The following is a 26,209-nucleotide window of genomic DNA, read 5'->3' on the forward strand; positions in this document are numbered from 1 at the left end:
CTTTTTTTAACGACCGGATGGTGCCACGTGTCCCTGCGGCGAACATCAGCGAAACTCCGGACAATTACCATATCGAGCTGGCTGCACCGGGCCTGAAGAAGGGCGACTTCAAACTGAACCTGGAACGCAATATCCTGACCATTTCGGTGGAACAATCAGCTGATCACCAGGATAACCAGAAGAACTAAAGCAAACGTGAATACAGCTACAGTTCATTCGTGCGTTGTTTCACGCTGCCTGAAAGCGCGGATGACAGCCGCATCGACGCGACCTATACCGATGGGGTATTGCGCATCGACATCGCCAAACGCGAGGAAGCGAAAACCGTACGCAGGCAGATCGAGATCAAATAAGTGGAACGATAGTTTTTAGGGCTTTGCGAATCTTTAAGATCATAAGTGTCGATCAACACTTCCATCTGATTTGCAAAGTGTGCAACTGATCTTTATAACCAATCAAGTGAAGCAGCTCATACTTGAGCCTACAGGCCACAAGACTCGACATTTTCTTGGAGGATTTACGTAGAATGGCGTTTTGAGGATTTGCTCGAAACGGCTGACCCAACTTGAAAAGTGATATCTAAACGATAATGAAAAAGAATGTCGGCTGATATAGGGTAATTCTTTTCTATCCGATATCGATAGGATTGAGTGGCAAACATTATGACTTTCATAGCGATATATAATCCGGAGCCGTTGATCAACGGCTCCGGATTAGAGTTCAGAGCGTTTTGTTTCACTTTGCCCATACTATATTTCTGAATCAGATATTTGAAATTTGATATTCATTAACACGATTCATCATTGGTCTAATGGACACGGAACAACATGGTCGGGCATGTCTCAATATCCAGCTTTATCCAGAATTTTTTGCAATGCCTTTTTACCACTTTCACTTTTGGGATTAATTTCCAGTAATTTTTGATACATTTTTATTGCTTCTTCCTTTTTTTCCGTCGGCTAAAAGCGCTTCAGCATAACTGTCATAAGCATTCCAACTGTTCGGAAACAGATCTACGTTGGATTTGAATGTTTCAACTGCTTGTTTATAGAAGTGCTGCTCTGGTAGATGATAAGGATTGTTACAAATATCCATTTCGATATCTTAACACCGTTAAAGTACCCCTGTAGTTGGCTTTTATAGGTAATTAGTTTTCCCAAATCAGCGGTAATCTTATCTCGCTGTACTTCGTAAAGTTTGTCAGGATTGTAATCCATATCAGGGCAATAACACTGGAAAACAACGCCAGATCTGGTAAAGCCTTCTATTCCTAAATCACCTTGCCAGGCAGGCATTTCCTGATAGTCGTCGCTTTCATATTTGTGCTTAAAGCATAGTTGGCAGAAATCTTCCCAGCTGTCGCCATTAAAAGTGCCGTAAATGGTTTTATACATTATAGTGAAGAGGTTTATATTTAGTATTTGGAAAATTAGTATAATATTAAATACTATCCTAATAATCAGTAAATTTTCATTCATACCAACTTGATGTACGCAACCTCACCAAAAGCGCTATGTCTGATCATTCCGCAATGGGCTCACTATTATTGATACCAAATATCCGTTTATCAGTGTACTTCAATCGCCAATAAATCAAGCGCCATTAATTTTGTTCAATGCAAAAACTTCAAAATTGTGTGAGAAATGTGTGAGAATAAAAAAACCCAACTCGCCAGAGTTGGGTTAAATCATTGATTTTAAGGCTCCTGAGGCTGGGCTCGAACCAGCGACCCTCTGATTAACAGTCAGATGCTCTAACCGGCTGAGCTACTCAGGAGTATTTTCCGATTGGAGTGGTGCAAAAGTATGATTTCTGAGGTAATTTCACAATATTTGCGCAAAAAAAATTTAAAAATATTTTACATGAGCTTGTTAGTTATTGGTACTGTGGCATTTGACGCTATTGAAACCCCCTTCGGAAAGACAGATAAAATCGTCGGTGGGTCGGCAACCTTTGCCAGTTTAGGCGCATCTTACTTTTACGACCGTATAAAAATTGTTGCCGTTGTTGGCGACGATTTCCCACAGACCGAGATCGAGGACCTTCAAAAACATAATGTAAACACCGAAGGCCTGCAGATAAAACAAGGCGAAAAATCCTTTTTCTGGAGCGGAAGATATCATAACGATATGAACAGCCGGGACACTTTGGCTACTGAGCTCAATGTTTTAGAAGCTTTTGATCCCATTATCCCCGATTCATACCAGGATTGCGAATACCTGATGCTGGGCAATTTATCACCACAGGTGCAGCAAACCGTTATAAAAAGGCTTACCAAACGTCCAAAATTGATTGTGATGGACACCATGAACTTTTGGATGGATATCGCTCTTGATGAATTATTGGCTACCATTAAGCTGGTAGATGTTATTACTATCAATGATGCCGAAGCCCGTCAACTATCAGGTGAGTTTTCCCTGGTGAAAGCAGCCCGCAAAATATTAACCATGGGCCCCAAATATGTGATCATTAAAAAAGGCGAGCACGGCGCCCTGCTTTTCCATGAGGATAAAATATTCAGTGCCCCTGCATTGCCATTGGCAGAAGTATTTGACCCTACCGGAGCTGGCGACACCTTCGCTGGCGGCTTTATTGGCTACCTGGCTAAAGTAGGTACAGTAAATTTCGATTATATGAAAAACGCTATCATATATGGATCGGCGCTGGCATCTTTCTGTGTTGAAAAATTCGGTTCAGAGCGGTTACGCAACCTTTCTCCCGAAGAAATTACTGCCCGTGTACAGGAATTTGTTGGCTTAGCCAAATTTGAAATATAAAAAGCCTTTTTCAGATATGCAGATGTGCAAATGTTAAATAGTGTACTTAACGCTAAGCATTTGCTCATCTGAAATCTGCATATCCGCACATTTGCACATCAGGAAACCTCACCCTTTAGGTGATCGGAGGGCTTAACCTCCCTACCTTTTCAAATTTTTCAAATACACTTTCGGTATGCGGGGCATCGGGTAGTTCATCGGTCAGATCCTGCCCGGCCCAGTGTTCATAGTGTTTGCCATTTTTCCATAGCCGGCTTTCACTAACGTCATAAATCAGTCCTTTATAGGCTATCCATATCTGGGGCTTATCCTGCCCGTTACGCAAGGCCAGTTGCGATTTGGTATACTCCGGAAGCGGGTTCAAGATAATTGATTTTTAGTCTTAAAATATTCAAAAAAACCGATGTTCATCAAAAGCAGGATGAGTAAATAAAAATGATCTTCGACCGGGATGGTACCTATTCGTTTACCCATATTCTCGCTGTTGTTATATAGCACTACCGGTATGGATGTCAATATACCATTTACAATATAAAAAGGAACAAGCGCCACCAGGTAAGCCAAATAAAACCGGTTAATCCATCTTACTTTAAATATATATTGCAGCAGAGGCATCAACACCAACAGTACGCCAAAAGTTACGATAGTATACAAACGTCCATGATAGAAAATGAGCCCTAATACACTCAATATGACGATCAAACCATTTACTATATGGATGAGCTTGTTATCCATTTCCCATTTGACATAATAATTTAAACAGGCATATATAAAAATACAGGCAAATGGTACGGTTATAAAAAACAGCATTTCCTCCAACGGCAATCCCCAGAGGGTTAGCCCTATAATATAATGTGAGTTAAAAGACCATACCCCTTTTACCGTAAAAAGCACGTCCCAAAACAAAAAGAAAAGCGCGGTTATAGCCATTCCAGGCCAGATGAATTTCCAGCTTTTGTAAAAATGCACCTTCTTATCAAACGATAATACAACCGGAAAAAACACGGTCAATACATTGATCAATAAGTAGGTATATTTCACTTTAAGGCGGCTAAGAGCTTGTTTAACTCGTCAATTTGAGCAGGGGTACATCGCCGGGAATTTACCAGAAACTTAATGATCTCTACAGTAAGTTCCCTATCAGCTGTACCATAGTTTTTTTTATCCAGCTGGGTTATGATCTCTTTACTATCAATAGCTATATTTTTATTATAGCCCAAAAAACCGGGCACGCTATCTTCCACAGAAAAACGCATAAACCTGATCTCGATGTTATGCGGATCGGACTCTATAGCTTTTTCAAATGTTTTTTCGCAATTTTTGATGTACTTTATTTTGGAATACGGGTTCCAGGCATGTTTGGCCTTCAGCGCCTGCACACCGGCAATAAACCCATCAATAATACCTGTACGGTTTTTTATACTGCTCAGGCTTTTATAAAGGGAATCGGTGGTTTTACTATCATTAATGGCCTCCCTTAATTGCCTGCGTATATTTTTCAGATTAGGCTCATCGGCCTTTACGCTTTGTATCATCAACAAAAACGAAAACATTCCGGCTATAAAAAAAATACTTCTCCTCATTCTCTTAAATCACATTCAATTTTTGTTGTAAAACAGCTTTAACGTACAAACCCATCTTCCGGATATCAGAAATACGTATTCTTTTTTGCAGGATAACATTTGCCGGCGTATAACTTATTTTTTTAAACAGTTTCAGATAATAGGTATAAGCTATATAAACCCCTAAACGAGTACCTGCGGGCAATTGTTTTACCCCCTCAAGGGCATTTTCAAAGTCGATTTTAATCTCGGCTTCGATGCGGCCCTTATCCTGCTCGGTAAAATTGTTAAAATCGATGCCGGGGAAATAGGTACGGCCACGCTCCTTGTAATCGGCCTGTATATCGCGCAAAAAATTTACCTTTTGAAAAGCAGCGCCCAGGCTGCGGGCTTGGGATAACAGCGATTGATATTGTGCCTTGTTGTTATCCGTAAAAACACGCAGGCACATGAGCCCTACCGTTTCGGCCGAACCATAAATATAAGTTTCATAGCAGGCCGGATCATAGGCTTTTTTATCCAGATCCATTTCCATGGAGTGTAAAAAAGCGTCAATAAGTTCGGTTTCGATGCCGTACCTGTTAACCACCTGCTGAAATGAATGTATAACCGGATTTAAACTGATCTTTTCATCTATAGCTTTAAACGTTTCCTTCTTGAAATTGCTGAGCAGCGTTAGTTTATCATGCTCATGAAAGGTATCCACTATTTCATCAGCATACCTTACAAAACCATAGATAGCATAAATGGGGTACCGAAATTTTTGATCAAATGCTTTTATCCCCAAGCTGAATGATGTGCTATACTTATTGGTTATCAATTTACTGCATTCAAAACTGGTCTCGTCGTACAGATTCATCATTTACACTTGGGGCTGATTCCCAAAAGTACAAATTCAAACCGTTATTGTTTTTTTATGACCACAAAACATTTTGTTTAACTTGGGCTTCCATAGCTATATGAACAGCGGTAGGCACATTATTATTATTGGATCAGGTTTTGCGGGCTTATCCGCGGCCTGTGTACTGGCCAAAGAAGGCTTTAAAGTTACCATACTGGAAAAGAACGGCCAGCCCGGCGGCCGGGCACGGATTTGGGAAAAAGACGGTTTTAAATTTGATATGGGGCCCAGCTGGTATTGGATGCCCGATGTGTTTGAGAACTTTTTCGCTTTGTTTGGTAAAAAACCGGCCGACTATTATCAATTGGAACGTTTAGATCCAGGATACCGCATCTATTACGGCCCCAATGATGTAATGGATGTGCCAGCCGGCATGGCCGAACTGGAAGCTCTTTTTGAGCAAACAGAACAGGGCAGTACCACAGGCCTGCGGGAGTTTTTAAAACAGGCCGCCTACAAATACAAAGTTGGTATGGGCGAGTATGTATTTCGCCCTTCCCATTCCATTACCGAGTTTATTGACTTTAATCTCATCAAAAAAAGCATGAGCATGCAATTGTTAAGCAGCATGAGCAAGCATGTGCGCCAATATTTTAAAAACCCCAAGCTGATAAAGCTCCTGGAGTTCCCCGTTTTGTTTTTAGGTGCCACCCCACAAAACACCCCTGCCATGTACAGCATGATGAACTATGCCGATCTGGCCCTGGGCACCTGGTACCCGCAGGGCGGCATGAACCAGATTGTGAAAGCTATGGTTTGCCTGGCCGAAGAATTAGGTGTTGACATAAAATTGAATACCGAAGTCACCAACATCGAAATAAAAGACAACAGGGTCAATAACATCAAGACCAATCAGGGCACGTTTCAGGCCGATTTTGTGATAGCCGGGGCTGATTATGAACATGTTGATCAGCACCTGTTACCCAAATCGCATCATAACTATACCGAAAAATATTGGAACAGCCGAACCATGTCTCCCTCGAGTTTATTGTTTTACATCGGTACCAACAAAAAAGTAGCAGGTATACAGCACCACAATCTATTTTTTGACGAGGATTTTGAGCTGCATGCCAAAGAAATATACACTTCGCCGCAATGGCCTACCAGCCCGCTGTTTTATGTTTCCTGCACCTCCAAAACCGACCCTGGCGTAGCCCCCGAAAGTGGCGAAAACCTATTTTTTCTGATGCCCATTGCACCGGGTTTACATGATGACGAAAGTATCCGGGAAAAATATTTCAACCTGATGCTCAACCGCTTCAAACATATTACCGGGCAGGATATCCGTGATGCTATCGTAGTAAAACGCAGTTACGCGTTAAATGATTTTAAAGCCGACTACCATTCTTTTAAAGGCAATGCCTACGGCCTGGCCAATACACTAGCGCAAACCGCTTTTTTTAAGCCAGCCATGCGGGCCAAACACATTAAAAATATGTTGTATACAGGGCAGTTAACGGTGCCGGGGCCCGGTGTTCCGCCAGCTATTATTTCCGGACAAATGGCGGCTCAGGAAGCTGTGAAGAGAATCAAGAAATAAGAATCAGGAATCAAGACAATTTCAAAAATGCCAAACAGTATATAATAATTGCCATGTCATCCAACACTATTACAACTTTCCTGAATCTTAATTCTTGGCTCTTATCTCTTGACTCTTAATCAATTATCATACATCAACGAATAGATCTCCTGCATATAAATTGCTTCGGCCATGGCAGCGTGGAAATCTTCCCACTCATCGGTAGTAAAAGTTAATTGTACATCGTTAACAGGAGTACGCATCACCAGCCTTTCCTGCCCATCGGGAAAGGAGTGGCTGTGTTCGGCAAAATCAAGATCAACCGTAAAATCCCTGAATTGTATAAACTGCTCCGGCGAAAAGCTCAGGATCAGGTTGTTATTCCATATAAATACGCAACGGCACTCCGAGCATCGGCTCACTATTGTTGCCCCAACCTGGCTTATGATCTTTGAATCGCACATATGATATTAATTAAGTTGTGCCTGCCCGGCCCGCAAAGCTATCGCACCGCAGCATTTGCTCAAGAGCAGGACTTTATATTTTAAACTGTTTTTACAGGCATGTCCTTAGTCAATAGGAACAAAGTAATGCCTTATTTAGAATAAATCCAAATAAAAATAAAAAAAGCTTATTTACAGCAACTTAAAACTGATGGTATTTTATGGCGACAATTTTAGTTTTGGTTACGATCTCTTCTTTTTCAAATGCACTGTACCTGATCACAACGTAACCCTTCTTTTCCGGCACTTTTTCAATGGGTTTAACATCGGCTTCCCACTGGTTGCAGTGTGTAGAGAAAGAAGGCACAACTGCCTGCCAATGTTTGTTGGCGAGTGTGTACACATAATAAGGGCTCCAGCAACTGGTGAACCACTCGGGCAGGATGCCTATTTCATCAGTACCATTATCGTTCAGATCACCCAGGTTGGTGATGGTTCCGCCAATGGCATTGGGTATTACTAAAGGGGTTATTTGGGGATTGGATGACACTATCTTAATAGTGCATTTACCAACACAATCCTCCCCGCTATCGGCTATTTTGGGCCTCACCACCCAAACGTATTCAGGTTTGCCATCGCCGTTAAAGTCGCCTTTTAGGGCATCCTTGGGTATATTATTTGTTTTTTGCTGTGCAAATACGGGGGTTACAAAAACTAAACTTAGTAAGAGCAATGTTTTAAGCGGTAGCATAGCAGAATAAAATGTGGTGAATAATTTATTGCAATATTGTTGTTAAGGTATTAAACCATTCTTTATCATGGGTGTATATACCGTTGAAATTGATAATAACATAGATATACTGTGTTTCAAACGACGATACGCTGTAACCAATTCTTAAGGGTTGCCAAAACAAACCGGCTCCCCTGACTGATACCATGGGGAACAGATCATCAAAGCCCAGGTAAACCTGGCTGATGGCACCCAGCGGAATGGTCAGGTCTTCATCCGTATCGCTCTCAATAATAATTTCGGTATCGCTTAGGGCGATGTAACCCTCATGGTGGTGCAGCGGCGGTGTAAATGAGGCCATTCCCGTCATAATTTTCCTGGTTTGGGATACCTCGGCCAGTTCATGATCATAGCTCCACTTAACGGTGCCCTGCAATAAGAATTTCTCGGCCATAACGATTTTACTTTTTGAATTTTGACTATTTAGCGTAGACTGATATGGTAAAATTTTTCTGTCAGTCCCTCTCTAAAAACTTTTTAAACCTTTTATTTTAACATTTTTTTATTCAAAAACGGGCCATTTCTTGCCAAAAACCACTCAAAAAAATTGATTTTAACACTTTTTAACAAATTTCAATGCGGTTTTGATGCGGTTTTAAAACTTTAAAAAGTAGTAAATAATTGGCTTTCAAATAACTACGAATAAAACAGTCAATTTTTGACCTGTTTTCCTTTACCCAAACGGCCCGACTATCTGTATGAAAGCCGGGCCGTTTGGGTATTATAAATATACGATTTTTTGGAGTAAAGAGCAAGGGGTTTTAGACTATGGGATTTTTGCACTTTTGAGCAAAGACTCACCTATTCACAGGACATTTCCCCTGCGCGTCATTGCGAGGCACGAAGCAATCTCTACACTATACAGGGCGACTCTGTAAGTAGGGGATTATTAATTTTTTGATTGTTTTTTTATCGGTATTAATGAGCTCCCTCTGGTCGGTTGTCCACGTCGTTCCTCCTCGCAATGACGCGTTTTTTTTTATGTGTACGCTCCCCATACAAAAAAGCCTTTCAAGCTAAACTTGAAAGGCTTTTTATCATCTGCACATCTGAAATATGCACATCCGCATATCTTTAAGACATCAATTTGATAAAATCATCAAAAAGGTATCTTGAATCGTGCGGACCAGGTGATGATTCCGGGTGATATTGTACCGAGAATGCTTTTTTATCTTTTACACGGATACCTTCTATCGATTGGTCGTTCAGGTTCACGTGGGTGATCTCAACCTTGTCAGAGGCGCGTACAGCCTCAGGCACTACGCCAAAACCATGGTTTTGTGAGGTTACCTCGCAATGGTTGATAATAATATTTTTTACAGGGTGGTTTAAACCGCGGTGACCGTTAAACATTTTTTTGGTTGGGATATCATTAGCCAAAGCCAGTAGCTGGTGACCAAGACAAATGCCAAACATCGGTTTTTCAGAGGCCAAAACTTTTTTTACCGTTTCAATAGCGTAAGGCATAGCAGCCGGGTCGCCAGGGCCATTGGAGATGAAATAACCTGTTGGGGCAAAATCCTTTTCCATTTCTTCAAAGGTGGTTTTTGCCGGGAAAACCTTGGCGTAAACATCACGATCGTCAAAATTGCGCAGGATGTTTTTCTTCACACCCAGGTCGAGCACGGCAACACGGTATCTTCCTTCTTCATCGCCAAAAGTATAGGCTTCTGTGGTTGATACTTTTGATGAAAGTTCCAGTCCATCCATTGATGGTACTTCGGCCAGTTTTGCCTTCAACTCATCAATATCCAGGATCTCCGAAGAGATAATGGCATTCATGGCGCCTTTATCGCGGATATGGCGTACCAGTTGGCGGGTATCCACATCAGATATACCTACCAGGTTTTGCGACTGGAAGTAATCCTGTATCGATTCATCGGCCTGTTTACGGCTGTAAGCGATGTTATAGTTTTTACAAACCAAACCCGCTATCTGGATATTTCCGGATTCTACCTCTTCATCTCTGATACCATAGTTACCAATATGCGCATTGGTAGCCACCATGATCTGGCCAAAGTAGGATGGATCTGTAAAAACTTCCTGGTAACCGGTCATCCCGGTATTAAAGCATATTTCGCCGGTAGTAGTACCTATCTTCCCTGCGGCTTTACCGTAAAAAACGGTTCCATCATCCAATAATAGTACAGCCGGTAATTTGGTGAAGTATGTCATTTATCAAAAAAATTGAAAGGATTAATAAATCGGATCGCCTGGTTCAAAGCCCCGTGAAAACTGATAGAAATATTGAAGTAAGGAACTTCTTGATTCACGGCGCAAAAATACAGTTTTATTTCGGATTTCGAATGTGGGATTTTGGATTTTTTTTTGATTTCGGATTTCGGAGGTGGGATTTTGGATTTTTCTAAGTCCTAATCCCGGATTTGAGATTTCATACCTCAATATTTATTCAAAACTTAAATCCGAAATGCGAATTTAAGTCCCCTCAGGATTCTCTGCGAGAGACCCTGAAGGGACGAAAAACCATATTAATCCTTTAATCTGTTTAGATCAAGGCTCAGACAAAATCCGAAATCGAAATTCCGAATTCCGAAATTAATAGTAACCTTTGCATACCGGAAACATAAATCCGATATCGAACATCCGAAATCCGAAATAAAACATGTCAATACATAAAGAAGTTAAAAGGATCACTACACATACTGTGCAGGAAATGAAGACCCGTGGCGAAAAAATAGCCATGCTTACTGCTTATGATTACTCCATGGCAACCATTGTTGATGATGCCGGTATGGACATCATCCTGGTAGGCGATTCGGCCTCGAACGTTATGGCTGGTCATGAAACTACACTACCTATAACGCTCGATCAGATGATCTATCATGCATCATCGGTGGTACGCGCGGCCAAACGCGCGCTGGTGATAGTCGATCTGCCATTTGGTTCGTACCAGGGTAACTCTAAAGAAGCTCTCAACTCGGCCATCCGGATCATGAAAGAATCGGGCGCACACGGCGTAAAAATGGAAGGTGGTATTGAAATAGCCGAATCGGTAACCCGTATATTGACCGCCGGTATACCGGTTATGGGGCACTTAGGGTTAACGCCACAATCTATTTATAAATTTGGCACCTACACCGTACGTGCCAAACAAGAGGCCGAAGCGCAGAAGCTGAGAGAAGATGCTCTGGTATTACAGGAACTGGGTTGCTTTGCCATCGTAGTTGAAAAAATACCGGCACAACTGGCTAAAGAAGTTACCGAGAGCGTTCAGATACCTATCATTGGCATAGGTGCCGGGCAGCATTGCGACGGACAAGTACTGGTGATACATGATATGCTGGGTATTAACAAAGGTTTTAAACCCCGTTTTTTACGCCAGTACGCCAATTTATACGAGCAGATGAACGGCGCCATCAAAAACTATGTTGGCGACATTAAATCAAAAAGTTTCCCGAACGAACAGGAACAATATTAATTAGTTCATAGTTGATGGTTCATTGTTCATAGCCAATTTTGAAGCTCCCATGAACCATCAACTATGAACCATGAACTAAACACAACATGCGTCCCGAATTTAATTATACCAGTTATGATATTACCGATAAGGATATCCTTTATGAGGACAATCACCTTATTGCCGTAAACAAACGCGCCGGTGATATTGTACAGGTTGATGAAACCGGTGATGAACCGCTGGATGAAAAGGTTAAAAAATATATCGCCAAAAAATACAACAAACCCAACGGCGCGTTTTTAGGCGTGGTGCACCGGCTGGATCGCCCTGTAAGCGGCGTTATCCTGTTTGCCAAAACCAGCAAGGCATTGGACCGCATTAACAAAATGTTCAAAGCCCGCGATATGCACAAAACCTACTACGCTGTGGTGCGTAAGCGCCCCCAACCCGAGGCGGGCACCCTGGTACACTGGCTGGTAAAAAACTCGCAAAAAAACGTAACCAAAGCGCATGACAAAGAAGTTCAGGGCAGTTTACGCTCCGAATTACACTACAAACTGGTTGGTGAACTTAATGGCTACTACCTTATTGAGGTTGATCCGATAACCGGTAGACCGCACCAGATCAGGGTACAGCTATCAACCCTGGGCACTCCCATTGTTGGCGATAATAAATATGGCTACCCACGCGGCAGTCTGCGCAAAAGCATTTGCCTGCATGCCCGCAAGCTCACCTTCGTTCATCCAGTTAAAAACGAACCGGTAACCATCATAGCTCCCGTTCCGCACGATGGTTTCTGGGAAAAGTTTGAGGGGATGATGATTGGGGAGTAAGAGACAAGCAAGAGATTAGAGTCAGGAATCAATATAAAAATGGTGTTGTGATAACACCGACCAAGGGCTGAACAAAATACAGGTCATGCTGAACTTGTTTCAGCACCCCATCAGCAGGTTTAAAACCATCCCTGTCTGCAACTTTGCAGGTGAGATGCCGAAATAAATTCGGCGTGACCTATTAAGAACAGGTTGCATACCTACGGCATGCTAAATACTTATGCCTTTGTTTCCTACAAAGTTCTTACTCCTACAGAGTACCATAAATCAATGATATTCTCTCTTCCCAAAAAAGAATGGAACACTCTCCAAACTTTTGACTTTTAATCGGCTACCTTCTGTCTCTTGATTCCTGACTCTTATCTCTTGGCTCTCTCCTAAAGGCCCAGCACGGTGTTCCATATTTTTTCGTCAACCAAAACACCTTCGCTCAGATTTTTGGCGCGGGTTTTCAGTGTGTTTTCGCCGGGATAAGAGATGGTTGTTCCGGCATGTTCGGGCCGGCTGGTTTTGGTATAACTGATAATCTCCTCAATAAGGGTATCGGTTTGCGCATCATCTTTGGGTTTTATGCAGATAAAAACCTGCGAAATACCAGCCTCTGTTTTCTCTTTGCTGATCCTGGCGGTGGAGTTACCGCCACTTAAAACTGTAGCCAGCAGATCGAGCACCAGTGAAAGTCCGGAACCTTTCCAAAAGCCCATGGGCAGCACCCGCTCCGATTGCAGGATAGCCGCGGCATCGGTACTTAAGTGTCCTTCACTATCATAGCCACCGGGCAGCGGCAGTTCCTCACCGCTTGCTTCGTACTGTTTTAATTTACCCACTGCATATTGCGAGATGGCCATATCCAGCACCACATGCCCGTTTTTGCGGGGTACAGCTATCACCAGGGGATTGTTACCCAAACGCGGATCGAGACCACCCCAGGGCGGTAAGTTGGCAATGGTATTGGTAAAGCAAATGCCGATATAGCCGGCTTCGGCAGCTTGCCAGCCATAGGTACCACCACGCATCCAATGGTTGGTATTTTTGATGGCCACACAGCCAATGCCATTTTCGTTAGCCAGTTGCATGGCACGGTTCATACATATACCGGCACTCAACATTCCCGGACCATAATTACCGCTCCATTGTTCAATAGCACCCAAGCTGGCTTCTTTTACAGGTTCGGCATCGGGCTTAACCCAGCCCCCTTTTACAAATTGCACAAAAACCGGAAAACGGTTAAGTCCGTGTGTATACACCCCATCCCTGCTGTTTTCGGCAAAAATGGTAGCGCATTTTTCGGCTTTATCTTCTTTAAAATCAAGATTGAGCAATATTCGTTTAAATTCGGCTTTCAGTTTTTCAAAGGGTATACGCATGGTGGATAAGTAAAAAGTCAAAACGGCGAAGCATTCTTGAACTCCTTAATCTAAAAATACTTCGTGAAAAACTCAAAAGTAAAAATAAAATATCCGGCTCCTATTTTATTTAAGGGGCAAATGGCTAAACCATCTTATTAAAATAATTTTGGTTTAAAAGAGTTATTATTACATACTGGTTGCCAACTAATAACCGGGAATATTTATTTTTGCCTGTGTATTTTCTATGAGAAATAAAATCCCTTTAGTTTTTGTTTTAGGTTTAGTTATCATTAACCTGCTCTGTAACTCCTGTAAAAAGGATTCAGACAGTAACATACCGCACCTGCTTACAACCGGCACCTGGCTGCTGGCTACCATACAGGTTAGCAACTATGTGGGCGATACGCAAATAGGTTCTGCAATCAATCTGAATGTTGGTTGCGACTCGACCCAGACATTCACTTTCAATACCAACAATACCTGTACCTTTGTGAATTTTTCATGCCTGGCGCAAAAAACAACCGGCAACTGGTCGCTTACTGCAAACCGGCTTTTCATCAATTCAGATATGACTTGTAAGGATACCACAGGCAATGTTAACAAGGAAGTAAAATCAAGACAGCCTTTTACCAATGCGCAGATAGCAACGCTTGGGGTTTATTCGCTGGTACTACAAACCGGCGATGTACAGCCAAATTATTCACCAACCTCAAAACGGAGAATTATGCGGTACGGATTTATCAAGCAAAAAAGAGTATCACAATAAGTAAACTTTTATATTTGGATTATGATACATGTAATTTGTTATAATAAAATTACCAGCAACATAAAACAAATCCCTATAAATAAACATTTACAGGTAACATCATCACCTTTGAAAAGCCCCAAATTTTAATGAAGAAACGAATTGCCATTTTTGCTTCAGGTTCCGGGTCAAATGCCCAAAAGTTAATGGAGCATTTTAAACGCAATGCCGATGCCGAAGTAGTGCTGATACTCACCAATAACCCTCAGGCTTATGTATTACAGCGGGCCGACAATTTTGAAGTGCCATCGCACATATTTACCAGGCATGAATTTTTTGACACCGACGATGTGATCAGGCTGCTTAAAAACCTGCAGGTTGACCTTATTGTACTGGCAGGCTTTTTATGGCTGGTACCCGCGTCATTACTAAAAGCTTTCCCTAACAAGATCATAAACCTTCACCCATCCCTGCTACCCAAGTATGGCGGTAAAGGCATGTATGGGGATAACGTGCATAAAGCTATTCTGGAGGCCGGTGAAGAGGAAGGCGGCATCACTATACATTTTGTAAATGAACAATTTGATGAAGGCGAGATCATTCACCAATCTAAATTCAGGATTGAACCGGGCGATAACCTCGAGATGATCAAATTTAAAGGTCAGCAGCTGGAGCACCACCATTTTCCAAAAGTGGTAGAGGCTTTGCTGAAGAAGATGAAAAGTTAACCGCTGATTTTTTTTGATGTCGTTGATTTCGTTGATTTTCTGAACCATGATCTTCCTGATTTCAGGATTTCCTGATTCTTTGTTAAATCATTATTTAAAATTCGACATTCAGTGTTCGATATTATTTTTCATCTCTAAAAACTCGTGCTTAATGATACGCCATAGGTACGCGGGTTGCCTAAGTGCGATGCACCAAAGTCATAGGCATAGTCCATATATTTTTTATTGGCGATATTACTTTCCCAGAAAAACAGGCTGAAGTTTTTGGTATCGACACCCAGCCTGGCATTAAACTTACTATAGGCTTTTTGTTTAATCTGGTTAGCGAGGTCAAAATACTGATCGCCAAGGTAGCGCCATTCGCCGCGGGCCACCAGCTTTACTTTTTGAGGGCCGCCCAGGTCATAGCTATATTGTGCAGCCAGCATGGATGTAATATCAGGCGTGTAGATCTGGTGGTTGCCTTTCAAATCCACAATCTGCCCGTTACTACCTATGGACAGGCTGGTATAGCGGGCATGGGTATATCCAAAATTATAATCCAAGGCCAGGCCTTTTACCGGCGTGGCGCTCAGCTCCAGCTCGGCGCCTTTGCTGCTTAGCTTGCCTGCATTTTTGGTAATGGTAATAGCATCGGGCAATACCAGTGTAGGTACCTGAGCGTTTGTTACCCGGGTATAAAACGCGGTAATATTCACGCGCAGTTTATTATCTAAAAAATTATTCTTTGATCCTATTTCATAGTTATTGCTGTACTCGGGCTTAAAGGTATACAGCGGCGGTTGCGACGGGTCGGATCCCAGCTCGGTGATACCACCAGCCCTAAAACCACGACTGTAACTGGCATATAGGTTGTTATTAGCCGAAAGATGATAAGCCACACTTAGCTTTGGCGAAAAAGCGTTGAAGTTGGCTTTTGATGAGGTATCCGACCGGGTCACTACAGCCGCTTGTCCGTCGGGTTGGAATTCGCCCAGTATGCTTTCTTTTTTATGCTCATGATCATAACGCAGCCCGGCAGTGATATCAAACTCCGGACTTATAGTATACGTGGCCTGGCCGTAAACGGCTACGCCCAGGTTACGATCGGTATTGGTGTTGATGCTGGTAAAATCGGTCATGGGTGAACCTACGGCTGCTGCGTCGGCACCAAAATGGGTACCCTGGCGGTTAGGTGCATAATGATAAAAACCATAGGCGCCGGCTGTCCATTTCAATGCCGAAGTTAAGGAAGCGGGTGAAGTAAACCTGAATTCCTGTATCCCGGTTTTCACCTTGTTCCAGTCGCCACCATAATTATTAATGATCGAGATGCCGTCAATAGGCGAAAAATCCCCGTCGATAGGCGTGGTATAATACCGGTTATTAACCTGATATGACGACTGGGAAGTAAAGTTAAAATCTCGCCCCGCATAGCTAACAGCCAGTGAGGATTGAAAAGTATTATCGATCATTCTGGTAGTAGCATCCTGATCAACCTTAAACGGATTGGCCAGGGCATCGGCCGGTGAACCCGCCAGCGGGAAAGCGCCGTTATTGCGGTTGTTATAATTTTTAACATTTAAGGTGAGGGCCAGTTTGGAGGTAGCCAGGAATTTGAGGTAATAATTCCCTAAAAAGAAATGCTGCTTATCAAAATGGGTGTTGTTAAACGTATTGGTATAAAAACCGTTGAAACCAGAGTAAACACCCGCAACGCCTAAAAATAACCGGTCTTTAATAAGCGGTGCACGCAAGCCCAGGGTATAGCGTTGCTGCCCGTAATTGCCAAAATCGAGCCCGGCAAAACCGCTTAGGGTGTTGGAGGGTTGTTTGGTGATGATATTGATAACCCCACCTGTAGCATTACGACCATAAAGTGTTCCCTGGGGGCCGCGTAAAACTTCTATCCTTTCCACATCCAGCAATTGGGGGATATAAGTATCGAGGCCGTACTGGTTTACGCCATCTACATAGGTAGCTACCGCAGGGTCATATGAAGTAGTCACAATGCCCCTGATGCCGCTCACGGTGCGGTTATCACCGGGCCCGGCCGAGTTAAGGTTGGGGGCAATGGCTGTCAGATCTTTAAGATCCCACAGGCGGTAATCGCGTATCTGTTTTGCCGTTAAGGTAGAAATACTGATAGGCACCCGCTGTGCGTCTTCCTCATATTTTTGGGCGGTTACGGTAACCTCATCCAGTTGGTTGGCTGCATCTTTTAAGGAGATATCAACAGTTTGCTTGCCGCCGCCAATTTTAACTTCCTGGTTTTTAGCAGCATAACCTACTGCGCTGATGTGCAGGGTATAGGTACCGGCATCCAGGTTACTGAATACAAACTTTCCGTTTTTATCGGCATTAGTATGATAATTGGTATTGAGCAGGTAAACCGAAGCACCGGCGATAGCCTGCCTTTTATCACCAGTCACAGTACCCGATAAATTAGCGCGGGTTTGACTTTTTACAGTAACAGCAAACAGGAACAGTACTAATAAAGTAAATATTGTTTTCATCGTAAAGGCAGCAATTGGCAGGTGTCAGAAACACACATTGATATATTTTCCAATTATAATAAAACGCTTTGCATGTTGGAGGCGAGGAAGAGAAATATTACTAAAATGTGTTTAAAGATGAGGAATGATCTTGCTTTTCGTAGGCCAGAGGCCTGGGAATAGTGGTCACCCGGCTGGAGCCGGGCAACGGCTAAAAAGTGGGTTTACATGGTTTACACTTTTCAAGGTTAACATTGATTTATATAGTTGATAATAAATTAGTTATACAAATTCCATCATCAAAAACCGGGTTTACATGTAAACCCAGCCAGGACTCTCTGCGAGAAACCAGGCCGGGATTATAGAGGATGTTAACTTCCCCTCTTGAGAGGGGCCCGTAGAATGGTGTTGTAGCAGGGGGGTGTTCATAAAGCGGAAGAACCCACCCCTCCACCCCTCTCAAGAGGGGAATCGCACTGCCATCCGCTTTTTTTCCAATGCCTATCGGCAACAGCCAGGCGAAGGCAGGATTTGTTTTAATCAGCATATGTCCTCTTAAATTACCAATTTAATCGAAAATATATTCATAGTTTGGCAATTTAAACCCAAACAATAATCACTATGAGAACTACAGAAGAAATGTATGCGTTAGCGGCAAAATATAGGGGAAATATCATTAATGAAATGACGTGGATGGAAAAATTTGTTGATTCATATATCACTAATTATTTTACAAGCGATGAAACTAAAGTTGTAGATATGCACCTATTATTTTTAGGTGATAATAGAATAAGCTTCGATGCTAAAAGGCAAATATTCATTCATTTAGCAATGAAATATGATTTGCTTTGGTATAATGAATACAAATCATTCAGAGTACACCCCGAGCCAAAGAAATTTTATAGCATGAATAATGATTTAGATTATCTAACGCAACAAAGAAACATTTTGGCACACAGAATAGTGGATACCACTGAAGATGGCAGATTAGATAATGAAAAAATAAGTTTCCTTAGCTTTAAGAATGAAGCAAAAACAATTCCCTTTAGTGAAGAAACATATATCGAAATGATGTTTACTATTAGGGATTTAACAAAGTATCTTGTCAAGCGTGTTAATTAAAAAGAAATAGAACCTCTCTTTCCAAACTACATGCACACGCTCAAGAGAATTTTAATCGACAACATTCTCTTCCCAACCCCTATGGCTGTCGCTCTGCGACGGCCAAGTTTGCTTTATTTGACCTGGACTTAAAACTCCCGGCTCAGTACTTCTGGCTTAACAATTACTCATTCTTCATATACTTATCTATCCCCTCGGCAGGCTTCCAATTACTCCTTGGTTCAAAGTAGTGCCATAGCAGGGCCGATATTTTTTTAATAAGCACGCTGGCTTCATTGTCGGGTACCCAGCGCTGGTCGGTATTATGATTGGTCATGATCGAAAATACATAATCGCCATGCGGGGCGTTCACCAGTACAGTTTCTGATTTGGCGGCATCAACGGCGCCTTGTTTGGATATGGTTTGTATATAGGGAGGTATCTGCGACAGTGCTTTCTCGTCCCAATAAATACGTGCCATGTTTCGGCTCATGCGCTCGCTGGCGGCAGCGCTCACCGCTTTACCCTGTCTGATCATGGTGAACAGGCGGCACATTTCAAACGGCGTGCTTACCCCCCAGCCGTAAATGCTGCGGATAGCTTCGCGGCCTGGTACGCGCGAATTCACCCGCATAACCTTAAACCCGTTTTGCTGTAGCCAGTTATTGATATACTCGCCGCCCACCAGCTTTTGCAGCCAGGTGCTGGCCGTATTATCGCTCATGGTGATCATGAGCAGGGCTACTTTGCTCAATTGTATGGTGTCTTTATCTTTAAAGGAGCCCAGGATATCTTCGCCTCTGTATAACAATGAATCGCGGTAAACCAGTTTCTGGTTGTATTGCAGTTCGCCTTTTTCAATTTTATCCATCAAACCACATTGAATACTCACCTTGATCATGCTGGCCGTTGGGAACAAGGTATCGGCATTAATAGCTGCCGTTTTTCCTGTTTTAAGGTTTTGCACATAAATGCCTACCTGACCGTGAAAGCCCTTCACCGCATCGTTAAGTGGTTGTGTAAGCTTACGATCGGTTTGCGCAAAGACGGTTGAAGTGACAGCAAGTAAAAGTATAAGTAGTTTAAGCTTCATGAGGGATGGTGTAATAAAAACTAATTTAAATAAATTTTGTAAATTTGATCATGCAAATTCAGGTTGATATAGGCTTTGAGAATTTGATTAAGATCGTAAAGCAGCTCCCTAAAGATCAGTTACTAAGATTTAAAAAGGAGCTGGAAAAAGAGTCTGCAGAAGATACTCCACAAAAAGATCTAAGGTCATTTCTATTGGATGCCCCGGTTTTTACCGACGAGCAAGTTGCAACTATTGAACAAACCCGCAAAGAGATTGATAAATGGCGGACAAAGTAATGTTCACCAACTCAAATATTCGTATCTTTATCTATGGATATTCAAAAAGTTATCAATATCGATAAGGATATTTTAGGTGGACAGCCGGTTTTTACAGGAACGCGCGTTCCTGTTGAATCTCTTTTTGACCACCTGGAGGCAGGCGTTTCTTTAGATGACTTTTTAGGTGATTTTCCTTCTGTAACCAAAGAACAAGCTGTTGCTTTATTGGATCTTGCTAATAAGATCATCACTTCAAAAGACATTGTCAAACTCTATGAAGCTGTTGCTTGATGAAAATCTGCAAAAGAAACTCAAACTTGATTTTACTGAACATGAAATTTATACCGTAACAGACAAAGGATGGAACGGGGTAAAAAATGGCGCCTTGTTGAAACTTTTGGTGCAGGAAAATTTTGATGCGTTGTTAACCTTTGATAAAAATTTACAGCATCAACAAAATTTCAAACATTACACGATCAGAGTATTTGTGCTTTCTGCACCAATTAATACTTACCAGGAGTTAACAAAACTTACTCCCCTCGTAAAAAAACATATCAAAAGCAGCAACCCAGGACCGGTCATAGTTGTATCTTAAAAAAGATACAAACGTTTATATCTTTGTATTACCTATGATATACCTCCGCTGGCTTTTATTCCCTTTCTCGTTATTGTATGGCCTGGTGGTGCTTATCCGCAACTGGTGCTACAATGTGGGTATATTGAAAAGTAGGGAATTTGATCTGCCGGTGATAGCGGTGGGTAACCTGGATGTAGGCGGCGCAGGCAAAAGCCCGATGACAGAATACCTGATCCGTTTGCTGAAAGGCAACCACAAACTGGCTACTTTGAGCAGGGGCTATGGCCGTAAAACAACAGGTTTCCTGGTAGCTAACACCCAGGCGCAAGCTTCGGATATAGGCGATGAACCGGCACAATTCAAAAACAAATTCCCCAACGTTACCATAGCCGTGGCCGAAAAACGGGTGGAAGGGATTGAGCAGCTACAGGCATCGCACGATCTCATTATTCTGGATGATGCCTACCAGCACCGGGCCGTGAAACCCGGGTTCAGCATTTTGCTGTTTGATTATAATCGCATCCGCGAGCCTCGTTTACTATTGCCCGCGGGTAACCTGCGTGAACCTTTCGCCGGGCGCAAACGTGCCGATATTATCGTGATCAGTAAATGCCCGGCCGTTTTGAGCGAGGAGAAACAAGCAGCCGCTATAAAGAGAGTAAATCCATTGACACACCAAAACGTTTTTTTCACATCGATAAGCTATTTGCCTCTTCAGGATATGGACGGCAAAGCTACCGATACGGTGATAGATGCTAACACAACCATATTCCTGCTTACGGGGATAGCCAATGCCTATCCTTTACTGGAACATTTAAAAAAACAAACTCAGCACATTATCCATCATAAATATCCCGATCATCACCAGTTTAGCTTAAAAAATATCAGTAAACTTGCCGATGATTTTTTGGCCTGCACTGCACAAAAAAAACTGATCATCACAACAGAAAAGGACGCGCAGCGTTTAGGGGAACAGGATCTGCAGCAGGTGGTGAAAAAACTTAATATTTTGGTATTGCCCATAGGCATTGAGTTTTTAAATAACCAACAAAAACAGTTTGATAAATTAGTAACAGATTATGTTAGAAAATATTCAAAGCACAGCCCAATACATTAAAAACCGCATTGGCGATTTTGAACCCGAAATAGGCATTATTTTAGGTACCGGTCTTGGCGGCCTGGTAAAAGAAATAGAGGTTGAAAAACAACTGATGTACTCCAACATTCCCGATTTTCCGATCTCGACTCTGGAGTTTCACTCGGGTAAATTGATTTTTGGGACGCTGGCCGGTAAAAAGGTAGTGGCCATGCAGGGTCGTTTACATTATTACGAAGGTTACAGCATGCAACAGATCACTTTCCCGGTAAGGGTGATGAAATACCTGGGTATTAAATCGCTGTATGTTTCAAATGCCAGTGGCTCGCTTAATCCGGAGTTTAAAAAAGGCGAACTGATGATCATAGCCGATCATATTAATCTGCAGCCACATAACCCTTTGGTTGGGCGTAATGACAATGAGCTGGGTCCCCGTTTTCCGGATATGAGCCAGCCCTATCAGCGTACGTTGATAGATAAAGCATTAACAATAGCCAAAGCCAACAATATTATTTGCCATAAAGGAGTTTATGTAGCTGTTACCGGGCCAAACCTGGAAACCAAAGCAGAATACAACTATTTACGCATTATTGGCGGCGACGCCGTTGGCATGAGCACCGTGCCCGAAGTTATAGTGGCCAACCATATGGGTTTGCCCGTATTCGCAATATCGGTATTAACCGATGAAGGTTTTACTGATGTGCTTGAACCGGTAGTTGTTGAAGATATTATAAAAATTGCCGAAGAGGCCGAGCCCAAACTAACAATGATACTTAAGGAACTTATAGCCGGTAGTTGAAGATAAGAACGAGAATATTAGAATCAAGAGATAAGAGTCAAGAAAAGAGTTTTTAAAGTGAATAAAAGAAAATATTTCAACAGGGCATTACAGCATCATCGTTTACATGAGGAGGCTTTTGTCTTGATTCCTGATGCTAATATCTTGACTCTAACACCACGTAGGCCGCTCAAATATATTTTATTGTTCCTGCTGTGCCTATCGGTACATAGCGCTTTTGCACAATACAACCAAACCGGCCGGCAACGCCCCTTACCTACCCGGGACACCATCAAACAAACCAGGGCGGTGAGCGATGACGAGTTATTGGATAGTCTGCGTAAAAAGGAAGAGAATAAGCACGACTCTGTTATTTACACTTCAAAATTTATTCGTGTAACCAACGAAAAGATGCTTAACGATAGTACCCAGACATTTGCTATCGATACAGGTATCAGTCGTTTTGAGTATTACAGCCCGCTGCTTGATCCCCGGAACCCACGCATACACCTGGGTTATACCGGGCTTGCGCAAAGGAGCCTCTTGTTTGAACCCTCTAAAACCATTGGGTTTGATGTAGGCCTGCACGCTCTTGATATTTATACCATTCAACCGCAGGATATCAATTATTACAATACCAGGGTAGCCTACTCCAACCTATCGCTTTTTAACGGATTTGGCAGTTCGGCCGAACAGATATTTAAGGTAATCCATACCCAAAATATTAAACCCAACTGGAATGTGGGCTTTAATTTAAATTTTAACGGATCCAAAGGTTATTATAGCAGCAGTAGTGTATTGGGGCAAAACGTAAGCGGTTTAAACGCGGCTATATTTACCTGGTACGAGTCGAAAAGCAAGCGTTATAATTTGTTGGCAAACGCCACGTTTAACAACCTGAAAGCCCCCGAAACCGGATCCATATTAAATGATTCAGTTTTTACAAGCGCTCCGGGCTCCGTATTCTTTAAAGCGAACGCCCCCGTCCGTTTACCCAACAGCTACGAGAACTGGAACGACAAAGGCTTATATATTAAACAGTTTTACTACCTGGGCCGTATTGACAGTTTGAATAAGGGTAAAGAGAATTCCAAGGTTTTACCTACACAGCGTGTGGCACATACGCTCAACATTAAAAGTGGCAGGTATAACTATATCGAAAGCGGCGTTGATACTTATAACGTATTTCCAGATTATTACTACAGCAATAATCGCTCGCGCGATTCGACGGTATATACACACATTCAGAATGAGTTTTCGTATAGCTTTTACCTGCGCAGCAAATCGGTTAAGTTTGTTAAGAACGAATTAAAACTTGACCTGGGACTGGTACACGATTTTTGGCATTACGCCCAATTTGTGAGCGATACCGCCCTGAACCAGTATGGAGCCAAATACCTTCACCAGGATAAGGTACAAAACACTACTTTTCAGGATATTACCCTTAAGGCCAAATTGGGTTACCGTTTTAGCGATCGTATAGGTTTGGATGCCGATTTCAGGCAGATAGTGCAGGGCCGCGATTTTGGTAATTATTTGTACGATGCCAAACTTAACCTGGCCGGAGGAGGCAGGGTAGGTAAAGTTATTTTAGAAGCCTATACCCAAAATAGTTCGCCACCACTGGTGTATACCAACTGGATATCCAATCATTATATTTTCCACAATGATTTCAGCAATCAAAAAACAACCAGTTTATCCTTCAATTACATTAATGCCCCCTTACAGTTTGATGTAAAGGTGGAGTATTTTTTACTATCTAATTACCTGTACTTTACCGCGCAGGATGGTGGTAACGACGCGCACCCGACACAACTCAGCAGCGATATTAACTTATTGAAGATAAGCGTTGGCAAAAGTTTACAATGGCGCAATCTGCATTTTGATAATTTTGTGGTTTATCAAAAAACCGACTATCAATCAACCCTGCGCACACCGGAGATATATACATACAGTAACCTGTATCTCACCAAAACATTTTTCAACGTACTGCAATCGGCGTTTGGGGTAAGCGTGCGTTATAATTCAGAATATGTGGCGCCATCGTACGCGGTTGGTTTAGGCCAGTTTTATAACGGACCAAATGTTACCTTCTCATCGTATCCGGTAGCATCCGTATATTTCAAGGCCACCTTGCAACGTACCAATTTATTCCTGATGTATGATTATGCCAACCAGGGCCTGTCAAGCAAGGGATATTACACCGTGAACAGATACCCACAACAGGACCGCCTCCTCAAATTCGGTGTAAGCTGGACGTTTTATAATTAAGTGTGAGATGCCAGTGTTAGTGCGGGAGCGTTGTTTTTAAAAACAGAAGAGATCCTTGTTTTTCAATTGAACAACGAGATCTTCTTCACACCCATGCCCCGCTCTCATAGCCCACACGCACTCCAATAATCAAGTTTTCTGTTTCTTCTTTTTGGCTGCCGGGAACAATACGTTGTTTAAGATCAGTCGATAACCTGGCGAATTGGGGTGCAGTTTCAAGTCGGTTGGTGGGTCACCTACCGCGTGCTGGTAATCCTCAGGGTCATGACCGCCGTAGAATGTCCATTGCCCTTTACCGTATTCGCCGTGGATGTAGCGGGCTTCGTTAGCGGTTTTCATTTCGCCCATAATGGTTACACCGGGCTTCAGCATGCTTTTGTTAAAAGCGGTGGTTAATCCCATAAAACCCTTGATCACCTTATCATGATCCTGCGTAAGCATACTGGGTACCACATCCCACTTGGCCGAAAAATCAAACAGCGTAAAAAAATCACGCGTCCGATCAATCTGGCGGGTACTGGTTACATCAATATTGCTAAACTGGTGCGATATAGGGTTCATATCCAGTGCAAAGTTCTGAAAAGCGAAGGTTTGCGTAAAATCAAGTTTCGACTGCGCGTCCGGGTCTGCCGGATCGCCATCAAACATACTTTCGCAGATATCGGTATTGGCCGCGGCCAGGGCAATATCAAAAGTATCGGTACCCGAGCACATCGCAAACAAGAAGCCCCCGCCCGCACAAAAATCACGGATATTTTTGGCAACAGCCAGTTTCATTTTGGATACCTTTTTAAACCCCAGTTTGTGGGCCAGCTCTTCCTGCCCTTTCATATCATCAATATACCATTGGGCAAACCGGTAAGCACCATAAAATTTGCTGTACTGCCCTGTAAAATCCTCATGGTGCAGGTGCAGCCAGTCGTACTTAGGCAAATCACCCCGAATTACTTCTTCGTCGTAAACCACGTCATAGGGTATTTCTGCATATTTCAGCACCAGGGTAACGGCATCATCCCAGGGCATTTTGCTCTTTGGCGAGTACACCGCCATTTTGGGTGCTTTTTCTAATTTGATCACATCCATGTTCACCGAGGGATCGCTTACTTCGGTCAGTATTTCGCTTACTTTGGCATCAGCCAGTACCTGGTAACTTACACCACGTACCTTACACTCCTCTTCAATCTTCTGATCGTACTTCATCATAAAGCTGCCGCCGCGATAGTTCAGCAACCAATCCACCTCTTCGCCATTCTTCAGCGTCCAGAAAGCAATGCCGTATGATTTGAGGTGATCCTTCTGTTCATCATCCATCGGGAGCAGGATTGAAGCAGCCCGAGTAAGAAAAGGCAAAAGGCAAAAGGCAAAAGCAAAAAGGTATTTAAAATACTTCATTTTCAAATTTAACGAATAAACACAGAATGTATTACGGTTGGTAAAAAATGAAATGAGAACACCTTTCTCCTTTTACTTTTCGCCTTTCACCTCTCTAAAATC

General features: G+C 42.6%; 27 protein-coding genes, 1 tRNA gene and 1 pseudogene. 14 read left to right on the forward strand and 15 right to left on the reverse strand.

Going from position 1 to position 26,209, the window contains the following annotated elements; translation table 11 throughout:
- The first annotated feature begins 17 nt into the window (after nt 1–17).
- Nucleotides 18–353 (forward strand): annotated as a pseudogene (locus FHW89_RS22280) (Hsp20/alpha crystallin family protein).
- Nucleotides 354–1,013: 660 nt separating this feature from the next.
- Here FHW89_RS22280 and FHW89_RS22285 read toward each other — a convergent pair.
- Both FHW89_RS22285 and FHW89_RS22290 read right to left on the reverse strand, forming a co-directional pair.
- Entirely contained in the window at nt 1,014–1,394 is a 381-nt protein-coding gene (locus tag FHW89_RS22285; protein WP_172337259.1) for a hypothetical protein, read from the reverse strand.
- Nucleotides 1,395–1,702: 308 nt separating this feature from the next.
- Nucleotides 1,703–1,776 (reverse strand) — tRNA-Asn (locus FHW89_RS22290).
- 86 nt (nt 1,777–1,862) lie between these two features.
- On the opposite strand from FHW89_RS22290, the gene FHW89_RS22295 reads away from it, so the two are divergent.
- On the forward strand, nt 1,863–2,777 hold the full coding sequence (locus tag FHW89_RS22295) for a PfkB family carbohydrate kinase (protein WP_172337260.1): 915 nt from the start codon (nt 1,863–1,865) through the stop codon (nt 2,775–2,777).
- Nucleotides 2,778–2,892: 115 nt separating this feature from the next.
- Here FHW89_RS22295 and FHW89_RS22300 read toward each other — a convergent pair whose 3' ends face one another.
- From FHW89_RS22300 to FHW89_RS22315, 4 genes are read right to left on the reverse strand one after another with little or no spacing between them, the layout of a single operon-like run.
- A complete protein-coding gene (locus FHW89_RS22300; protein WP_172337261.1) occupies nt 2,893–3,141 on the reverse strand; it encodes a cytochrome b5 domain-containing protein in 249 nt (82 codons plus the stop codon).
- Nucleotides 3,138–3,818: a lycopene cyclase domain-containing protein gene (locus FHW89_RS22305; protein ID WP_172337262.1), complete on the reverse strand. Its 681-nt coding sequence runs from the start codon at nt 3,816–3,818 to the stop codon at nt 3,138–3,140. The genes FHW89_RS22300 and FHW89_RS22305 overlap by 4 nt, the downstream gene beginning before the upstream one ends.
- Nucleotides 3,815–4,360 (reverse strand): hypothetical protein, encoded by a 546-nt coding sequence (locus FHW89_RS22310; protein WP_172337263.1) that lies wholly within the window; start codon nt 4,358–4,360, stop codon nt 3,815–3,817. Before FHW89_RS22310 ends, FHW89_RS22305 begins: the two co-directional genes overlap by 4 nt.
- A gap of 4 nt (nt 4,361–4,364) precedes the next feature.
- Nucleotides 4,365–5,201: a phytoene/squalene synthase family protein gene (locus FHW89_RS22315; RefSeq protein WP_216650660.1), complete on the reverse strand. Its 837-nt coding sequence runs from the start codon at nt 5,199–5,201 to the stop codon at nt 4,365–4,367.
- Nucleotides 5,202–5,298: 97 nt separating this feature from the next.
- On the opposite strand from FHW89_RS22315, the gene FHW89_RS22320 reads away from it, so the two are divergent.
- On the forward strand, nt 5,299–6,780 hold the full coding sequence (locus tag FHW89_RS22320; RefSeq protein WP_172337264.1) for an NAD(P)/FAD-dependent oxidoreductase: 1,482 nt from the start codon (nt 5,299–5,301) through the stop codon (nt 6,778–6,780).
- Nucleotides 6,781–6,899: 119 nt separating this feature from the next.
- Here the strand turns inward: FHW89_RS22320 and FHW89_RS22325 are convergent, their stop codons facing one another.
- The 4 genes from FHW89_RS22325 to carA all read right to left on the reverse strand — a co-directional run bounded on the left by FHW89_RS22325 (nt 6,900) and on the right by carA (nt 10,167).
- A complete protein-coding gene (locus FHW89_RS22325; protein ID WP_172337265.1) occupies nt 6,900–7,223 on the reverse strand; it encodes a DUF6686 family protein in 324 nt (107 codons plus the stop codon).
- Between the two features lie 181 nt (nt 7,224–7,404).
- Nucleotides 7,405–7,953 (reverse strand): hypothetical protein, encoded by a 549-nt coding sequence (locus tag FHW89_RS22330; RefSeq protein ID WP_172337266.1) that lies wholly within the window; start codon nt 7,951–7,953, stop codon nt 7,405–7,407.
- A 25-nt stretch (nt 7,954–7,978) separates the two neighbouring features.
- Entirely contained in the window at nt 7,979–8,386 is a 408-nt protein-coding gene (locus FHW89_RS22335) for a hypothetical protein (RefSeq protein WP_172337267.1), read from the reverse strand.
- A 680-nt stretch (nt 8,387–9,066) separates the two neighbouring features.
- Nucleotides 9,067–10,167, reverse strand: coding sequence for a glutamine-hydrolyzing carbamoyl-phosphate synthase small subunit (carA, locus tag FHW89_RS22340; RefSeq protein WP_172337268.1), 1,101 nt, complete (start codon nt 10,165–10,167; stop codon nt 9,067–9,069).
- A 448-nt stretch (nt 10,168–10,615) separates the two neighbouring features.
- Here carA and panB point away from each other — a divergent pair, with 448 nt between their 5' ends.
- Both panB and FHW89_RS22350 read left to right on the forward strand, forming a co-directional pair.
- A complete protein-coding gene (panB, locus tag FHW89_RS22345) occupies nt 10,616–11,431 on the forward strand; it encodes a 3-methyl-2-oxobutanoate hydroxymethyltransferase (RefSeq protein WP_172337269.1) in 816 nt (271 codons plus the stop codon).
- 86 nt (nt 11,432–11,517) lie between these two features.
- On the forward strand, nt 11,518–12,243 hold the full coding sequence (locus tag FHW89_RS22350; RefSeq protein WP_172337270.1) for an RluA family pseudouridine synthase: 726 nt from the start codon (nt 11,518–11,520) through the stop codon (nt 12,241–12,243).
- Between the two features lie 377 nt (nt 12,244–12,620).
- On the opposite strand, the gene yiaK is transcribed toward FHW89_RS22350, so the two are convergent.
- Nucleotides 12,621–13,610 carry a 3-dehydro-L-gulonate 2-dehydrogenase gene (yiaK, locus tag FHW89_RS22355; RefSeq protein WP_172337271.1) on the reverse strand — a complete coding sequence of 330 codons (990 nt, stop codon included), beginning with the start codon at nt 13,608–13,610 and terminating at the stop codon, nt 12,621–12,623.
- 226 nt (nt 13,611–13,836) lie between these two features.
- On the opposite strand from yiaK, the gene FHW89_RS22360 reads away from it, so the two are divergent.
- Both FHW89_RS22360 and purN read left to right on the forward strand, forming a co-directional pair.
- A complete protein-coding gene (locus FHW89_RS22360) occupies nt 13,837–14,358 on the forward strand; it encodes a hypothetical protein (protein WP_172337272.1) in 522 nt (173 codons plus the stop codon).
- 128 nt (nt 14,359–14,486) lie between these two features.
- Nucleotides 14,487–15,065: a phosphoribosylglycinamide formyltransferase gene (gene purN / locus FHW89_RS22365; RefSeq protein WP_172337273.1), complete on the forward strand. Its 579-nt coding sequence runs from the start codon at nt 14,487–14,489 to the stop codon at nt 15,063–15,065.
- A gap of 134 nt (nt 15,066–15,199) precedes the next feature.
- On the opposite strand, the gene FHW89_RS22370 is transcribed toward purN, so the two are convergent.
- Both FHW89_RS22370 and FHW89_RS22375 read right to left on the reverse strand, forming a co-directional pair.
- A complete protein-coding gene (locus tag FHW89_RS22370; RefSeq protein ID WP_172337274.1) occupies nt 15,200–17,560 on the reverse strand; it encodes a TonB-dependent receptor in 2,361 nt (786 codons plus the stop codon).
- 238 nt (nt 17,561–17,798) lie between these two features.
- On the reverse strand, nt 17,799–18,086 hold the full coding sequence (locus FHW89_RS22375) for a hypothetical protein (RefSeq protein ID WP_172337275.1): 288 nt from the start codon (nt 18,084–18,086) through the stop codon (nt 17,799–17,801).
- A 74-nt stretch (nt 18,087–18,160) separates the two neighbouring features.
- Between FHW89_RS22375 and FHW89_RS22380 the strand changes: the two genes are divergently transcribed.
- The gene (locus tag FHW89_RS22380; RefSeq protein WP_172337276.1) at nt 18,161–18,661 is read left to right on the forward strand and encodes a hypothetical protein; all 501 of its coding nucleotides are present in this window, start codon (nt 18,161–18,163) and stop codon (nt 18,659–18,661) included.
- A 163-nt stretch (nt 18,662–18,824) separates the two neighbouring features.
- Here the strand turns inward: FHW89_RS22380 and FHW89_RS22385 are convergent, their stop codons facing one another.
- Nucleotides 18,825–19,733, reverse strand: a complete 909-nt coding sequence (locus tag FHW89_RS22385; protein WP_172337277.1) for a serine hydrolase — start codon at nt 19,731–19,733, stop codon at nt 18,825–18,827.
- Nucleotides 19,734–19,783: 50 nt separating this feature from the next.
- Here FHW89_RS22385 and FHW89_RS22390 point away from each other — a divergent pair, with 50 nt between their 5' ends.
- Genes FHW89_RS22390 through FHW89_RS22415 form a run of 6 tightly spaced genes read left to right on the forward strand, consistent with a single transcriptional unit; the run spans nt 19,784 to nt 24,715 of the window.
- The gene (locus FHW89_RS22390) at nt 19,784–20,011 is read left to right on the forward strand and encodes a hypothetical protein (protein WP_172337278.1); all 228 of its coding nucleotides are present in this window, start codon (nt 19,784–19,786) and stop codon (nt 20,009–20,011) included.
- Nucleotides 20,012–20,044: 33 nt separating this feature from the next.
- Nucleotides 20,045–20,284, forward strand: coding sequence for a DUF433 domain-containing protein (locus FHW89_RS22395; protein WP_172337279.1), 240 nt, complete (start codon nt 20,045–20,047; stop codon nt 20,282–20,284).
- The gene (locus FHW89_RS22400; RefSeq protein WP_172337280.1) at nt 20,268–20,588 is read left to right on the forward strand and encodes a DUF5615 family PIN-like protein; all 321 of its coding nucleotides are present in this window, start codon (nt 20,268–20,270) and stop codon (nt 20,586–20,588) included. Before FHW89_RS22395 ends, FHW89_RS22400 begins: the two co-directional genes overlap by 17 nt.
- 34 nt (nt 20,589–20,622) lie before the next feature.
- Nucleotides 20,623–21,687, forward strand: a complete 1,065-nt coding sequence (gene lpxK, locus FHW89_RS22405) for a tetraacyldisaccharide 4'-kinase (protein ID WP_172337281.1) — start codon at nt 20,623–20,625, stop codon at nt 21,685–21,687.
- Complete coding sequence (locus FHW89_RS22410) at nt 21,650–22,465, forward strand: purine-nucleoside phosphorylase (protein WP_172337282.1); 816 nt, start codon at nt 21,650–21,652, stop codon at nt 22,463–22,465. Before lpxK ends, FHW89_RS22410 begins: the two co-directional genes overlap by 38 nt.
- A 57-nt stretch (nt 22,466–22,522) precedes the next feature.
- The gene (locus tag FHW89_RS22415; protein ID WP_371742475.1) at nt 22,523–24,715 is read left to right on the forward strand and encodes a putative porin; all 2,193 of its coding nucleotides are present in this window, start codon (nt 22,523–22,525) and stop codon (nt 24,713–24,715) included.
- Between the two features lie 129 nt (nt 24,716–24,844).
- Here FHW89_RS22415 and FHW89_RS22420 read toward each other — a convergent pair whose 3' ends face one another.
- Complete coding sequence (locus tag FHW89_RS22420; protein ID WP_216650661.1) at nt 24,845–26,026, reverse strand: asparagine synthetase B; 1,182 nt, start codon at nt 26,024–26,026, stop codon at nt 24,845–24,847.
- Nucleotides 26,027–26,209: the final 183 nt, after the last annotated feature.

The organism is Mucilaginibacter sp. SG564 (genome assembly GCF_013149275.1).
GTDB lineage: Bacteria > Bacteroidota > Bacteroidia > Sphingobacteriales > Sphingobacteriaceae > Mucilaginibacter.